This is a genomic window from Klebsiella sp. JN_Kp122, assembly GCF_040062085.1.
GTDB lineage: Bacteria > Pseudomonadota > Gammaproteobacteria > Enterobacterales > Enterobacteriaceae > Klebsiella > Klebsiella aerogenes.
This window is the reverse complement of sequence record NZ_JBEAHW010000019.1, coordinates 26,815-42,684: the sequence shown is the minus strand read 5'-3', so window position 1 is coordinate 42,684 and position 15,870 is coordinate 26,815. Positions and strand designations below refer to the sequence as shown.

Annotated in this window: 9 protein-coding genes; 6 read left to right on the top strand and 3 right to left on the bottom strand. The window is 56.8% G+C overall.

Annotation, left to right across the window (positions count from 1 at the left end; all coding sequences use genetic code 11):
- Positions 1-4: 4 nt before the first annotated feature.
- Complete coding sequence (gene glgP / locus ABLU78_RS07570; protein WP_015369347.1) at positions 5-2,452, top strand: glycogen phosphorylase; 2,448 nt, start codon at positions 5-7, stop codon at positions 2,450-2,452.
- 95 nt (positions 2,453-2,547) lie between these two features.
- On the opposite strand, the gene glpD is transcribed toward glgP, so the two are convergent.
- A complete protein-coding gene (gene glpD, locus ABLU78_RS07565) occupies positions 2,548-4,056 on the bottom strand; it encodes a glycerol-3-phosphate dehydrogenase (protein ID WP_020077778.1) in 1,509 nt (502 codons plus the stop codon).
- Positions 4,057-4,262: 206 nt separating this feature from the next.
- On the opposite strand from glpD, the gene glpE reads away from it, so the two are divergent.
- The 3 genes from glpE to ABLU78_RS07550 are packed head-to-tail and all read left to right on the top strand — an operon-like array spanning position 4,263 to position 6,253.
- Positions 4,263-4,592: a thiosulfate sulfurtransferase GlpE gene (gene glpE, locus ABLU78_RS07560; protein ID WP_048229982.1), complete on the top strand. Its 330-nt coding sequence runs from the start codon at positions 4,263-4,265 to the stop codon at positions 4,590-4,592.
- 52 nt (positions 4,593-4,644) lie between these two features.
- The gene (gene glpG, locus ABLU78_RS07555; RefSeq protein WP_015703685.1) at positions 4,645-5,475 is read left to right on the top strand and encodes a rhomboid family intramembrane serine protease GlpG; all 831 of its coding nucleotides are present in this window, start codon (positions 4,645-4,647) and stop codon (positions 5,473-5,475) included.
- A gap of 19 nt (positions 5,476-5,494) precedes the next feature.
- A complete protein-coding gene (locus tag ABLU78_RS07550) occupies positions 5,495-6,253 on the top strand; it encodes a DeoR/GlpR family transcriptional regulator (RefSeq protein ID WP_015369351.1) in 759 nt (252 codons plus the stop codon).
- 6 nt (positions 6,254-6,259) lie between these two features.
- On the opposite strand, the gene malT is transcribed toward ABLU78_RS07550, so the two are convergent.
- Entirely contained in the window at positions 6,260-8,965 is a 2,706-nt protein-coding gene (gene malT, locus ABLU78_RS07545) for an HTH-type transcriptional regulator MalT (protein WP_015369352.1), read from the bottom strand.
- Positions 8,966-9,586: 621 nt separating this feature from the next.
- Here malT and malP point away from each other — a divergent pair.
- Together malP and malQ are read left to right on the top strand one after the other, a co-directional pair.
- Positions 9,587-11,977, top strand: a complete 2,391-nt coding sequence (gene malP / locus ABLU78_RS07540; protein WP_032709305.1) for a maltodextrin phosphorylase — start codon at positions 9,587-9,589, stop codon at positions 11,975-11,977.
- Positions 11,978-11,987: 10 nt separating this feature from the next.
- Positions 11,988-14,063 carry a 4-alpha-glucanotransferase gene (gene malQ / locus ABLU78_RS07535; protein ID WP_032715210.1) on the top strand — a complete coding sequence of 692 codons (2,076 nt, stop codon included), beginning with the start codon at positions 11,988-11,990 and terminating at the stop codon, positions 14,061-14,063.
- A 249-nt stretch (positions 14,064-14,312) separates the two neighbouring features.
- On the opposite strand, the gene gntT is transcribed toward malQ, so the two are convergent.
- The gene (gene gntT / locus ABLU78_RS07530) at positions 14,313-15,629 is read right to left on the bottom strand and encodes a gluconate transporter (protein ID WP_015369355.1); all 1,317 of its coding nucleotides are present in this window, start codon (positions 15,627-15,629) and stop codon (positions 14,313-14,315) included.
- Between the last annotated feature and the right edge of the window lie 241 nt (positions 15,630-15,870).

Genomic DNA, 15,870 nt, shown 5'->3' with positions numbered 1-15,870 from the left:
GGCTATGAATGCACCCTTTAGTTATGCATCACCCACGCTGAGCGTTGAGGCGTTAAAGCATTCTATCGCGTATAAGCTGATGTTTATCATCGGCAAAGATCCGGCGATCGCCAACAAACACGAATGGCTGAACGCCACCCTGTTCGCCGTTCGCGACCGCATGGTCGAGCGCTGGCTGCGTTCAAACCGCGCCCAGCTGTCGCAGGAAGTGCGGCAGGTTTACTATCTGTCGATGGAGTTTTTGATTGGCCGCACCCTCTCTAACGCGCTGCTGTCGTTAGGGATTTATGAAGATGTGAATAATGCGCTGGCCGATATGGGGCTCGATCTGGAAGAGCTTATTGATGAAGAAAACGACCCCGGTTTAGGCAACGGCGGTTTAGGGCGCCTGGCCGCCTGCTTCCTCGATTCTCTGGCGACACTGGGCCTGCCGGGCCGCGGCTACGGTATCCGCTACGACTATGGGATGTTTAAGCAGAACATTGTCGACGGGCGGCAGAAAGAGTCGCCGGATTACTGGCTGGAGTACGGCAACCCGTGGGAGTTCGAACGGCACAATACGCGCTATAAAGTGCGTTTCGGCGGCCGCGTGCAGCAGGAAGGGAAAAATACCCGCTGGATAGAGACCGAAGAGATTATCGCCGAAGCCTACGATCAGATTATCCCCGGTTTCGATACCGATGCCACTAACACCCTGCGTCTGTGGAGCGCGCAGGCCAGTAGCGAAATCAACCTCGGTAAATTCAACCAGGGCGACTACTTTGCGGCGGTGGAAGATAAGAACCACTCCGAGAACGTTTCGCGGGTGCTGTACCCGGATGACTCCACCTATTCCGGGCGCGAGCTGCGCCTGCGTCAGGAGTATTTCCTGGTCTCGGCGACGGTACAGGATATCCTCAGCCGCCACTATCAGCTGCACCGCACCTACGACAATCTGGCGGCGAAAATCGCCATTCACCTCAATGACACCCACCCGGTGCTGTCGATTCCTGAGCTGATGCGTCTGCTGATCGATGAGCACAAATTTAGCTGGGATGAAGCCTTCGAGGTGACCTGTCAGGTCTTCTCCTATACCAACCATACGTTGATGAGCGAAGCGCTGGAGACCTGGCCGGTCGATATGCTGGGGAAAATCCTGCCGCGCCATCTGCAGATTATCTTCGAGATTAACGATTACTTCCTCAAGACGCTGCAGGAGCAGTATCCCAACGATACTGCTCTGCTGAGCCGTACCTCGATCATTGATGAATCCAATGGTCGCCGGGTGCGCATGGCGTGGCTGGCGGTTGTCGTCAGCCATAAAGTCAACGGCGTGTCAGAGCTGCATTCTCGCTTAATGGTCGAGTCGCTGTTTGCCGAGTTTGCGAAGATTTTCCCGATGCGCTTTACCAACGTCACCAACGGCGTCACGCCGCGACGCTGGCTGGCGTTGGCGAACCCGCCGCTGTCGCAGGTGCTGGATGAGAATATCGGCCACACCTGGCGCACCGACTTAAGCCAACTAAGCGATCTGCAGCAGCATATTGATTATCCGACGGTGAACCAGGCGGTACGCCGCGCCAAGCTTGAGAATAAGCAGCGGCTGGCGAACTATATCGCCCAGCAGTTGAACGTGGTGGTCAATCCTAAGGCGCTGTTTGATGTGCAGATCAAACGCATCCACGAATATAAACGCCAGCTGATGAATATCCTGCACGTCATCACCCGCTACAATCGGATCAAAGCCGATCCGCAGGCGGAGTGGGTGCCGCGGGTGAATATCTTCGCCGGCAAGGCCGCGTCGGCTTACTACATGGCGAAGCATATTATTCATCTGATCAACGATGTAGCGGCGGTGGTAAACAACGATCCGCAGATTGGCGATAAGCTAAAAGTGGTGTTTATCCCCAACTACAGCGTGAGCCTGGCGCAGCTGATTATCCCGGCGGCGGATCTCTCCGAGCAGATTTCGTTGGCGGGAACGGAAGCGTCCGGTACCAGCAATATGAAGTTTGCGCTCAACGGCGCGCTAACCATTGGTACGCTGGATGGCGCTAACGTTGAAATGCTGGAGCACGTCGGCGAGGACAATATCTTTATCTTCGGTAATACCGCGGAACAGGTAGAAGCCCTGCGCAGCAACGGCTATAAACCGCGCGACTATTATGAGCAGGATGAGGAGCTGCATCAGGCGTTGACGCAGATTGGCACCGGCCTGTTCAGTCCTTCGGAGCCTGGCCGCTACCGCGACCTGCTGGATTCGCTGATCAACTTTGGCGACCACTATCAGGTACTGGCGGACTACCGCAGCTACGTTGATTGCCAGGATAAGGTGGACGAACTGTACCGCCATCCGGAGGAGTGGGCCAATAAAGCGATGATGAACATCGCCAACATGGGCTATTTCTCATCCGACCGCACGATCCAGGAGTACGCCAAACATATCTGGCATATCGACCCGGTTCGTTTGTAATCGGTTAAGCATCAGTAAAACGGGGCCAGTTGGCCCCGTTTTTGTGTGTGCGGTGATGTAGCCCGGGCCAGGCGTCAGCCGCCGCCCGGGGTATGTCAGGACGCTAACGACAGTTCAGACTTTCCCGTGTGTTGCGCCAGCCACTCGCTGATACGCGCCTGCTGCTCGGCATTCAGCCACATCCCCTGTTTGGTTCGGCGCCAGATAGCGTCATCCAGGCTGCGAACCCACTCGTGTTCGACCAGGTACTTCAGCTCGGCTTCATAAAACTCGTGGCCAAAATCTTCTCCCAGATCGGCAAGCGAAGTCGCTTCGCCAAGGATCCACTCGCTGTTGCTGCCGTAGGTGCGGGCGTAGTGGCGGGCCATTGATTCGCTGATAAACGCGAAGCGACGGCGCAGTTTCGCCGCGTAGTCGTCGCGGTCGCCGCCGATATCGCCGCCGGGCAGAACGGCGGTTTTGGTCCACGCCGGGCCAATCCCCTGATAATACGGCGTCAGCTTTTCCAGCGCATGTTCCGCCAGTTTACGGTAGGTGGTGAGCTTGCCGCCGAATACCGACAGCAGCGGCGCCTGACCGTTCTCATCGTGAATATCGAGGGTATAGTCGCGGGTAATCGCCTGCGGCGAGTCGGATTCATCGTCGCACAGCGGACGCACGCCGGAGTAAGTCCAGACGATATCGTCGCGCGACAGCGTCTTTTTAAAGTGCGCGTTGTAGACGTTCAGCAGGTAGTTGATCTCTTTATCATCGATCGCCACCTCTTTTGGATCGCCGTTGTACTCGACGTCGGTGGTGCCGATAATCGAGAACTCATCCATCCACGGGATGACAAACACGATGCGTTTATCTTCGTTTTGCAGGATATAGGCCTGCTTCTGGGTGTGCACGCGCGGCACCACGATATGGCTGCCTTTGATCAGACGGATGCCATACGGCGAGCGCAGATGCATGCCTTCGTCGAAGAAATGTTTCACCCACGGGCCGGTGGCGTTAACCAGGCCGCGCGCGTGCCAGGTGAATTTTTCGCCGCTATCGATATCTTCCGCTTCCACCACCCACAGGCCGTTTTCGCGTTTTGCCGAGATAGCGCGGGTGCGGGTGCGAACCTCGCCGCCTTTACGTACCACCATCTGGGCGTTGGCAAGAACCAGACGCGCATCGTCGACCCAGCAGTCGGAATATTCGAAACCGCGCACGATTTCCGGCTTAAGTACCGATTCCGCGCCAAAGCGCAAACCGGTCGAGCCCGGCAGGCTGGTGCGTTTGCCGAGGTGATCGTATAAAAACAGACCGATACGAATCATCCACGCCGGGCGCAGATGCGGGCGATGTGGTAAGCGGAAGCGCATCGGGAAGGCCAAATGCGGCGCCATTTTTAATAACACCTCGCGCTCCGCCAGCGCTTCGCTGACCAGGCGGAATTCGTAGTGTTCCAGGTAGCGCAGGCCGCCGTGAATCAGTTTTGAGCTGGCGCTTGAGGTGGCGCAGGCAAGGTCTCTCGCTTCCAGCATCAGCACGGATAAACCACGCCCGGCGGCGTCTGCCGCGATACCGGCACCGTTGATGCCTCCGCCTATCACAATCAGATCTTTGATTTCCACGCTCGCACCTCGTTCACTTTCGTTTAAGCTCATAAATGTTCGATATCGCTCACTATAGCAAACAAACGCGCTTTTGGTAACATCAAAAAAACATTTCAGAGTGATGCATGTAACATATTGGCGTTTATTTACCGTCTGACGGTACACTAGCGGGTAAAATCAGGGTCGGTCACCGCCCGTCATGAAGTGCAATAGAGAAGAGAACCATGGAACAATTTGAATGTATCAATGTAGAAGAAGCGCATCAGAAACTGCATCAGCAGAAGGCGGTGCTGGTCGATATCCGCGACCCGCAAAGCTATGCCATGGGGCACACGCCGGGCGCGTTTCATCTGACCAACGATACCCTGGGCGCTTTTATGCGCGATAACGATTTTGAGACGCCGGTGATGGTGATGTGCTACCACGGCAACAGCAGTAAAGGCGCCGCGCAGTATCTGCTGCAGCAGGGCTTCGAGAAAGTCTACAGCGTCGACGGCGGTTTTGACGCCTGGCATCGTCATTTCCCGGCGGAAGTTGCACACGGCTCGCTATAAGCGCGGTACGGTATATACTAGCCCCCTTTGTGTGGAATAAGCGATCCGCTGTATGTTAATGATTACCTCTTTTGCCAACCCGCGCGTGGCCCAGGCGTTTGTCGACTATATGGCGACGCAGGGGGTCATCCTGACTATCCAACAGCACACGCAGAGCGATGTCTGGCTGGCTGATGAAAGCCAGGCCGCGCGGGTGCAGGCCGAGCTGGCCCGTTTTCTCGAAAACCCGGCCGACCCGCGCTATCTCGCCGCCAGCTGGCAATCGGGGCATACCAATAGCGGATTGCATTATCAACGCTTCCCGTTTTTAGCTACCTTGCGTAACAACGCCGGGCCGTTTACGTGGGCGATTTTGCTGGCCTGTATCCTGGTCTTCATACTGCAAAACGTTCTGGGCGATCAGACGATGATGATCTGGCTTGCCTGGCCCTACGATCCTTCGCTGAAATTCGAAGCCTGGCGCTATCTTACCCATGCTTTCATGCACTTCTCGCTGATGCATATTCTGTTTAACCTGCTATGGTGGTGGTACCTCGGCGGTGCGGTGGAGAAGCGCATCGGTAGCGGCAAACTGGTGGTGATTACCATTATCAGCGCTCTGCTGAGCGGATTCGTCCAGCATCAGGTTAGCGGCCCGTGGTTCGGCGGTTTGTCTGGGGTAGTCTATGCATTAATGGGCTATGTCTGGCTGCGCGGCGAGCGCGACCCGCAGAGCGGTATTTATCTGCAACGCGGTCTGATCCTCTTCTCTTTAGTGTGGTTAGTGGCAGGATGGTTTGATGTTTTCGGCATGTCGATCGCCAATGGCGCGCACGTGGCGGGCCTGGCAGTCGGGCTGGCAATGGCGTTTGTCGATACGCTAAATGTGCGAAAACGAACGTAGAGATTCCCAGGGATATTTCATGAAACAAACACAACGTCATGACGCGATTATCGAGCTGGTAAAAAAACAGGGATACGTCAGTACCGAAGAGCTGGTGGAGCAGTTTGCCGTCAGCCCGCAGACTATTCGTCGCGATCTGAATGATTTAGCGGAACAAAAAATGATCCTCCGCCACCACGGCGGCGCGGCGATGCCTTCAAGCTCGGTCAACACCTCGTGGCACGACAGGAAAGCGACCCAGACGGCGGAAAAAGAGCGCATCGCGCGGAAAGTGGCGAGCGAAATACCCGACGGCGCAACCCTGTTTATCGACATTGGCACGACGCCGGAAGCGGTGGCCCATGCGTTGCTCGATCATAATGACCTGCGGATTGTGACCAACAATCTCAACGTCGCGAATACGCTGATGGTGAAAGACGATTTTCGCATTATCCTCGCCGGTGGTGAGCTGCGTAGCCGCGACGGCGGGATCATCGGCGAAGCGACGCTCGATTTTATCTCCCAGTTCCGCCTCGACTTCGGCATTCTTGGTATTAGCGGTATTGATAGCGACGGCTCGCTGCTGGAGTTTGATTACCATGAAGTGCGCACCAAGCGGGCGATTATCGAAAACTCGCGCCACGTGATGCTGGTGGTGGATCACTCGAAGTTTGGCCGTAATGCGATGGTGAACATGGGCAGCATTAGTATGGTCGATGCGGTTTATACCGATATCATGCCGCCCGCAGGCGTGCTGAAGGTGATTAAAGACAACAACCTGCAGCTGGAGCTGTGCTAAACGGCGTTATACGCCGTATCCCATCATTTTGAGCAACCGCTGGGCATGCTGAACGGCATCCTGGCGGTGCGCGACGCCCAGTTTCTGATATAGATTGCGAATATGCGTTTTAATCGTGGTGGCCGCGACATCCAGTTCGCCGGCGATCTGCTCGTTGCTGTAACCGGAATAGATAAGCCCTAACACCTGCCACTCGCGCTGGGTCAGCGGACTGGTGCGGATAAGCTCCGGCACTTCCGGGTGGTTCAGCAGCCGTTCGACGAAGCTCTCGTCGAAATGGGCGAATTTATGTCGATGATGCTGGTTAATATCGCGCAGGATACGCTGGGCGCGGTGCTGCTCCAGCTCCGGCAGCGTATTCAGTTGAATCAGTTGGCGCAGCTGCTGGGCCATGGCTTCGCCTTCAATCACGAAGTGGTTGATAAAGCCGGTGCGGTTAGCGAGGGTTAAAGCTTCCATTAACACTTTTTGCGCCTCGCCCTTGCGCTCCGCCTGCCAGTACAGCTGGTTCAACAGTAGCAGGTTACGGTTGATATCGCTCATCAGCCGCAGCGAGCGGGCATTTTCATTTAACTCTTCCAGCACCATTTCGGCGGAATCAAAATCACCGAGCAGGATCTGTGCGCGGGCAATGTTGCGCCACTGGCTTTGCAGGAAGTGGTTATTGGCGAATTCAGGTTTCGGCGTCTGGCGCAGCCAGTTGGCCGCTGCGGTTTTATCACCGGTCATCTGCCAGTAGATCACCCGCACTTTGTCGGCGTTAGAGACCCAATCGCTGTGATAGTGGCCGTTGCCCAGCAGATTTTCCAGGCGGTTTAATAAGCTGCGGGCGTTGTCGAGATCGCCGCGCGCCAGCGAGCACTGCACCATCAACGCCAGGCACTGCAACTGCTGCTGCGGCTGGTAGTTTGCCAGCACAGCGATGCCGCTGCGGGCACTTTCTTCTGCTTCATCAAGACGCGCCCACGCCCACAGCAGCTGCGCGCGGATGCGCAACAGGAACTCATGCATCGGCAGCTGTTCAAGATGCTGATCGCGGATAAGCTGGAAAGCTTTATCCTGAATCTCCCATGCCGCCTGCAGGAAGCCCTGGGCAAACAGAATCTCGCTCTGCTGGATCATGCTCCACAGGGCGTAGTGCCAGACGTCATGACGGCGAGCCATCTGTTCTGTTTGCTGCATCACCGCCAGCGATTTGCTCAGGTGGCCTTTGCAGTGCAGCACTTCGCCGTGAACGGAAGTGGCGACGATGCGGCTGTAATAGCTCGCCAGCGGCAGTTCATCCAGCGCCACCATTGCCAGACGCTCGGCTTCGTCCTGATCGCCGGCGTTGATTGCGACCTGCGCGCGCAGGGCGTTGAAATCGCCGTGCATCGCGGTATCCATTTCGACATCCATCTCCTGCTCGGCGCGGGCCAGCAGGGTATTCACTTCGCTATAGCGATGCTGGCTCTGCATCAGCCAGGCCTGTAACAGGATCAGCCGCGGGTTTTCCAGCAGGTTCGACCACGGCAGCGCCGCCAGCGATTGTTCCAGCAGACCCAGCTCACTATGGTTGAACATGCCCCAGGCGTGGTTGAGCAAAATATCGCGCAGCATGGCGGCATCGCCAGCGGCAAGCGCATGATGGATGGCTTCGGTGGGGAACCCCTGCGCCATCCACGCTTCGGCGGCGGCGCGGTGAATTTCCGGTAGCTCGGTGGCCATTTCCCACTGACAGCGCTGGCGCAGGAAGTTGCCGAATAGCGGGTGATAGCGGAACCACTCGCCGGAGTCATCCATCCGGTGCAGGAACAGCCCCTGACGTTCGATCTCTTCCAGTTGCATCTGGCCGTTCTCTTCGCCGGTGACGCGGACGATAAGCGCGTCATTCATCGAGCGCAGCAGCGAGCTTTTTAACAAGAAGCTGCGGGTACGGGCATCGACGTTATCCAGCACTTCATCGACCAGATAGTCGGAAAGGTGGCTGGCGTTAATCCCGGCGAGACGACGGGCGGAGTGCTGGGCTGAGGTGTTTTTCTGCCGGGCGGAGAGGGCGATGAGCTGCAGGGCGGTGGCCCAGCCGGCGACGTCATCGCACAGGCGACTGCTGTCATCGGCTTCAATGGGGGAGGCGAGGCGGCAGTCAAAGAACTGTTTCGCCTCCTGATGAGTAAAAGCCAGCTGTTGGCTGCCGATTTCCAGTAACTGCTCGCGCACCCGTAGGTTGGCGATCCCCAACTGCGGCAGGTTGCGCGACAGCACTACCAGCGTCATGGTCTCTGGCTGATGGCGCAAGAAGAAGCGCATGGCATCGTGGATTACCGGATTGGTGATCAGGTGATAGTCATCAATGACCAGGTACAGCGGGCGCTGCCAGTCGGCAAGCTCAATAAACAGCTGCGCAAACAGCGACGGCAGGCTGGCGTACTGGCGCTTTTGCACCATGGCTTCGCTGGCGGCGCAGTGGCCGCCTGTCGCCTGTTGAATCGCCGCAATCAGATAGCTGGCGAAGCGCTCTTGTTGATTATCGCCTTCATCGAGCGAAAACCAGCCAAGGTCATGCTTACCCGAAGCCCACTGCGAAACGAGCGTGGTTTTGCCGTAACCTGCCGGGCTGGTCACCAACGCGAGACGATAATTGTTCGCGCCGGAAAGTTTCGCCAGCAACCGTTCGCGAACCACAGTGTGTTCAAGACGGGATGGACGACTTAATTTTGACGGAATCAACATAGTTCACTTTTTCGCTGTGCAAGAAAGGGATGGGGATTTTTTTTGCGCTTCGTAATTAATGACTCCTAAGGTCGGCGATAATGAAAGTTATTGCAAGTTATGTCCAAAATTGATGCTCTTGAATTTGCTCTCGGTCACAATTTCTCGCTTCGGTTTTTAATTAGCTTTAAACCGGTACCAGTACGCGCCATGCCTCGGTTTACGACGGTTTCGTCCGGGACGAAATTACTTTACACAGTGTTTTTCGTAGTTGATTGTTTTTATTAAATTATCGTCAGTGGATTCTTAGGGTTAATCTATTTCACGTATTTTTGTCATGGCATCTTTTTATTCTGTCAGTGGTTTGTTTTTTATTTCACGATAATGGTACGAGCGAATTTTGCCTGGCGATATGAATTGCGCTGTAACAAATTTGCCGTTCGTTGCGCTGGCGAAATTATTGTTCTACACGCGCAATAAGGCGGCGAATTCCCGACGACGAGCTAACGTTAAAGTGGCCGCGATCACAATTTTCGCTCATCCCCGCTACTCCTCCCTGTCTAATCCCCCTCGGGAGGAGGCAGCGGCATCAGGAGGTCGGCACACTAAGGCTAACGTTTTAGTAAAGGACCAGGATTTCTTATGTCACAGACTTCTTTTAACCAGGCTCAGTTTCAGGCTGCACTGACGCGTCAGTGGCAGCGTTTCGGTTTATCGTCAGCCGCAGAGATGACCCAACGCCAGTGGTGGCGCGCGGTCAGCGGCGCGCTGGCGGAGCTTTTGGCGGCGCAACCGGCGGCGGAAGCCGTTAAAGGACAGCGCCACGTTAACTACATTTCGATGGAGTTCCTGATCGGTCGCCTGACCGGTAATAACCTGCTCAACCTGGGCTGGTATGAAGGAGTGAGCGAGACGCTGAAGGCGTACGACATCCAGTTGACCGACCTGCTGGAAGAAGAGACCGATCCGGCGCTGGGCAACGGCGGCCTGGGCCGTTTGGCGGCCTGCTTCCTGGATTCTATGGCCACCGTCGGCCAGTCGGCGACCGGTTACGGCCTGAACTACCAGTACGGTCTGTTCCGTCAATCCTTCGCTGACGGTCAGCAGATGGAAGCGCCGGATGACTGGGGACGCGGCAGCTATCCGTGGTTCCGCCACAACGAAGCGCTGGATGTGCAGGTGGGTATCGGCGGTAAAGTCAGCAAAAGCGGCGAATGGCAACCGGCTTTCGTGATTACCGGCGAAGCCTGGGATTTACCGGTGCTTGGCTATCGCAATAACGTCGCGCAGCCGCTGCGCCTGTGGCAGGCGAAACATGCCCATCCGTTCAACCTGACCAAATTCAACGACGGCGATTTCCTGCGCGCGGAGCAGCAAGGTATCGACGCCGAAAAATTGACTAAGGTGCTGTATCCGAATGACAACCATCTGGCGGGGAAAAAACTGCGCCTGATGCAGCAGTACTTCCAGTGCGCCTGCTCGGTGGCCGATATTTTGCGTCGTCACCATCTGGCTGGCCGCAAGCTGCATGAGCTGGCGGATTATGAAGTGATCCAGTTGAACGACACCCACCCGACCATCGCTATCCCGGAACTGCTGCGCGTGCTGCTTGATGAGCACCAGATGAGCTGGGACGATGCGTGGGCCATCACCAGCAAAACCTTCGCTTACACCAACCATACTCTGATGCCGGAAGCGCTGGAGTGCTGGGATGAGAAGCTGGTCAAGGCGCTGCTGCCGCGCCACATGCAGATAATCAAAGAGATTAACGACAGATTTAAACTGCTGGTGGAGAAAACCTGGCCGGGCGATAAGCAGGTGTGGGCGAAGCTGGCGGTGGTCCATGATAAACAGGTTCGCATGGCCAACATGTGCGTGGTGAGCGGCTTTGCGGTGAACGGCGTCGCGGCGCTGCACTCCGATTTGGTGGTGAAGGATCTGTTCCCGGAATATCACCAGCTGTGGCCGAACAAATTCCATAACGTAACCAACGGTATTACGCCGCGTCGCTGGATTAAACAGTGTAATCCGGCGCTGGCTGCCCTGCTCGATAAGACGCTGAAGAAAGAGTGGGCCAACGATCTCGACCAGCTGATCAAGCTGGAGAAGTACGCCGACGATGCCAAATTCCGTCAGGTTTATCGCGACATTAAGCAGGCGAATAAAGTGCGTCTCGCTGAGTTCGTGAAGCGGCGTACCGGTATCGACATCAACCCGCAGGCGATTTTTGATATCCAGATTAAGCGCCTGCACGAATACAAACGCCAGCACCTCAACCTGCTGAATATTCTGGCGCAGTATAAAGAGATCCGCGAAAACCCGCAGGCCGACCGCGTACCGCGCGTCTTCCTTTTTGGCGCTAAAGCCGCGCCGGGCTACTACCTGGCGAAGAATATTATTCTGGCGATCAACAAGGTGGCCGAGGCGATCAATAACGATCCGCTGGTGGGAGATAAGCTGAAAGTGGTCTTCCTGCCGGATTACTGCGTATCGGCGGCGGAAATGCTGATCCCGGCGGCGGACGTCTCCGAGCAGATTTCCACGGCGGGTAAAGAGGCCTCTGGTACCGGCAACATGAAGCTGGCGCTGAACGGCGCACTGACCGTCGGCACTCTTGACGGCGCCAACGTTGAAATCGCCGAGCAGGTTGGCGAGGACAATATCTTTATCTTCGGCCATACCGTGGAAGAAGTTAAGGCGTTGAAGGCGAAAGGCTACGATCCGCTGAAATGGCGCAAGAAAGATAAGCTGCTGGACGCGGTGCTGAAAGAGCTGGAAAGCGGTAAATATAGCGGCGGCGACAAACACGCCTTTGATCAGATGCTGCATAGCCTGCTGCAAGGCGGCGATCCGTACCTGGTGCTGGCTGACTTTAGCGCTTACGTCGCGGCGCAGAAGCAGGTAGACGAACTGTATCGCGACCAGGAAGCCTGGACCCGTGCGGCGATCCTCAACACCGCGCGCTGCGGCATGTTCAGCTCCGACCGCTCTATTCGTGATTATCAGCAACGTATCTGGCAGGCAAAACGCTAAGGACAGGCCTATGGAGAATAAACGCCTTGATAATGCCGCGCTGGCGGCGGGGATCAGCCCCAGCTATATCAACGCGCACGGCCAGCCGCAGTCGATCGCGGCGGCCACCAAACAACGTTTGCTGGATGCTATGCATCGTACTTCTACTGCCGCGAAAGCGGCAGTAGAACCGCTGCCCAGCGTCAAGGTTTTTACTCACGGTAAAAAAATGCAGTTGCCGGTAGCGGGAAGCGGCGCGTTTCACTGGCTGCTGACGACCGAAGAAGGTAAGCAGTATCAGGGTGAGACGCGCGGCGGCGAAACGCTCGCTTTGCCTGGGCGATTGCCGACGGGCTATCACACCCTGACCCTCACGCGGGACGGCGAACGCTGGCACTGCCGGGCGATCGTCGCCCCGGCGCGTTGCTACGAACCGCAGGCGCTAAAAGAGGGCAAAAAGCTATGGGGCGCCTGCGTCCAGCTCTACACCCTACGTTCTGAGAATAACTGGGGCATCGGCGACTTCGGCGATCTACGCGCCATGCTGCCGGAAATCGCCCGTCGCGGCGGCGCGTTTATCGGCCTCAACCCGATTCACGCGCTCTATCCGGCGAACCCGGAGAGCGCCAGTCCGTACAGTCCGTCCTCGCGCCGCTGGCTTAACGTCATCTATATCGACGTTAACGCGGTGGAGGATTTCCAGCGTAGCCCTGCCGCGCAGGCATGGTGGCAGCTTGCGGAAACCCAGCAGGCCTTGAAGGCCGCGCGGCAGACCGCTGATGTCGACTATACCGCTGTCACCGCGCTGAAGCTGACCGCGCTGCGTCTGGCGTGGGCCGAGTTTTCTACGCGTGAAGATGAGCAAATGGCGGAGTTCCGTCAGTTCGTGCTGCGCGAGGGCGAAAGTCTCTACTGGCAGGCGGCGTTTGATGCGCTGCATGCCTGGCAAAGCCGTCAGGATCCGATGCGCTGGGGCTGGCCGGCATGGCCGGAAGCGTATCAGAGCACGAGCAGCCCGCAGGTGAAAACCTTCTGTGCGGAGCATGCCGATGAGGTGAGCTTTTATCTATGGCTGCAGTGGCTGGCATATACGCAGTTCGCCGCCTGTTGGCACACCAGCCAGCAGGACGGGATGCCGATTGGCCTGTATCGCGATCTGGCGGTCGGCGTCGCCGAAGGCGGATCGGAGACGTGGTGCGATCGCGAGCTGTATTGCCTCAAGGCTTCCGTCGGCGCGCCGCCGGACATCCTCGGCCCGCTGGGACAGAACTGGGGCCTGCCGCCGATGGATCCGCATGTAATGGTTGCCCGCGCCTACGAGCCGTTTATCGAACTGCTACGGGCGAATATGCAAAACTGCGGCGCATTGCGTATTGACCACGTGATGTCGGTGCTGCGTTTGTGGTGGATACCGTATGGCGAAACCGCCGACCATGGCGCCTATGTGCAGTATCCCGTGGATGACCTGCTGGCGATCCTGGCGCTGGAGAGCCAGCGGCACCGCTGCATGGTCATTGGCGAAGACCTCGGTACCGTACCGGTTGAAATCGTCGGCAAGCTGCGCAAAAGCGGTGTTTACTCGTATAAAGTGCTCTATTTCGAAAATGGCCCTGATAAAACGTTCCGCGCGCCGAAGGCTTATCCACAGCAGTCGATGGCGGTCGCAACGACCCACGATCTCCCGACGCTGCGCGGCTATTGGGAGAGCGGCGATTTGACGCTCGGGAAGACGCTGGGTCTGTATCCGGATGAAGTGGTGCTGCGCGGCTTATATGCCGATCGCGAACAAGCAAAGCAGGGGTTGCTGGATGCGCTGCATCGGCACGGCTGTTTGCCGAAGCGCGCTGGACATAAAGCCTCGCTGATGGCGATGACCTCAACGCTCAATCGCGGGATGCAGCGCTACATCGCCGACAGTAACAGCGCCCTGCTTGGGCTGCAGCCGGAAGATTGGCTGGAGATGGCTTCGCCAGTCAACATCCCGGGCACCAGTACCGAGTATCCCAACTGGCGGCGTAAGCTTAGCGTGACGCTCGAGCAGATGTTTGCCGATGCGCAGGTGAATAAGCTGATTAAAGATCTGGATAAGCGCCGCAAAGCCCGTTAATCCAGCGAGAATTCCCCGGTGGCGCTGCGCTTACCGGGGCTACGGTTGAGAGCCGAAGAACAAAAAAGGAACGAGGATTACACCACCATCCCCAGGACCGTAGGTCGGGTAAGCGCAGCGCCACCCGACAAAAACGGCACCGCGGGTAGCCCGGATAAGGCGCTTTGCGCCGCTATCCGGGAAACGAAGAACAAAAAAGGCCGGGGCGCATGATGCGCACCCGGCCTTTTTTATCTCAGGGAACGAAGGTTACACCACCATCCCCAGCAGCAGACAACCAACCAGGCCGCACACGGAAATGATGGTTTCCAGTACCGACCAGGACTTGATGGTCTCGCCAATGGTCAGGTTGAAATACTCTTTGAACAGCCAGAAACCTGGATCGTTCACGTGCGAGAAGATAACGCTACCGGAACCCACGGCGATAACCATCAGCTCCGGGCTAACGCCGGTGGTGGCAATCAGCGGCGCGGCGATACCACCCGCGGTGATAGCGGCAACGGTAGCTGAACCCAGCGCAATACGCAGCACCGCAGCGATAGACCACGCCATAAACAGCGGTGACATATTGGATTCGTGCATGATAGAGGCGATGTACTTATCCATGCCGCTATCCACCAGCACCTGCTTGAAGGCGCCGCCGCCGCCGATGATCAACAGCATCATGGCAATGATTTTGATAGAGGAGGTTAGCGTATCGTTGATCTGCTCCATGGAACGGCCGCGGTTCAGGCCGAAAGTGAACAGCGCGATCAGCACCGCAATCAGGGTCGCCATTACCGGATCGCCGAAGAACTCGGCCACCGGCAGGAAGGCGTGGCCCTTCGGCAGAACCATCTCGGCAACGGCGCGCATCGCCATCAGGATCACCGGTACCAGAGAGGTCCAGACGCTGACGCCAAAGCCCGGCATCTCTTCTTCAGTGAAGGTTTTCGGGTTGTGCAGGCCTTCCGGGATCGGTTTATCAATACCTTTCAGGAAACGGGCGAAAACCGGGCCGGCGAGAATAACCGTCGGGATAGCCAGAATTGTCCCGTAGAGCAGCGTTTTGCCCATATCGGCGTGGAAAATTGTCGCGATAGCGGTCGGGCCCGGGTGTGGCGGCAGGAAACCGTGGGTGACGGAGAGCGCCGCGGCCATCGGTACGCCAACGTACAGCAGCGGGATACGCGCGGAAGCGGCGATGGTAAAGACCAGCGGCAGCATCAGCACGAAACCGACTTCATAGAACAGGGCGAAACCGACGGTGAAACCGGTCAGTACAACGGCCCATTGAATATGTTTTTTACCGAATTTATCAATCAGGGTAGTGGCGATACGCTGCGCGCCGCCGCAGTCCGCCAGCATTTTACCGAGCATAGCGCCGAAGCCCATGATCAGTGCGAGGCTGCCGAGCGTGCCCCCGACGCCGTTTTTGATGGATACGATGACTTTATCCAGAGGCATACCCTGCATTAATCCGACGGCGAGCGCCACCAGAACCAGAGCGATGAAGCCGTTCATTTTGAAACGGATCATCAGCAACAATAACAGGGCAACCCCGATAGCTACGATGACTAATGGCATGATTTACCTGGCCTTAACTTGTTATGGGTAACGTTAAAGTCTGAACATCTACAGTATCCGTTCCACAGAGGAACAAGGATGTCTTGCACCGTAAAGCTGGCTTATTCCTGACCCAGAGAAAGGATAGCTGGCTATTTTTTTGTCGGTGGTGCTTGCTGTGGATGATACGGGTAACATGTGAGCTTTGAGAATGCCCTGCGCGGGGTAAATTTTAAATATGAGACTTAAGTCATACTCTCTG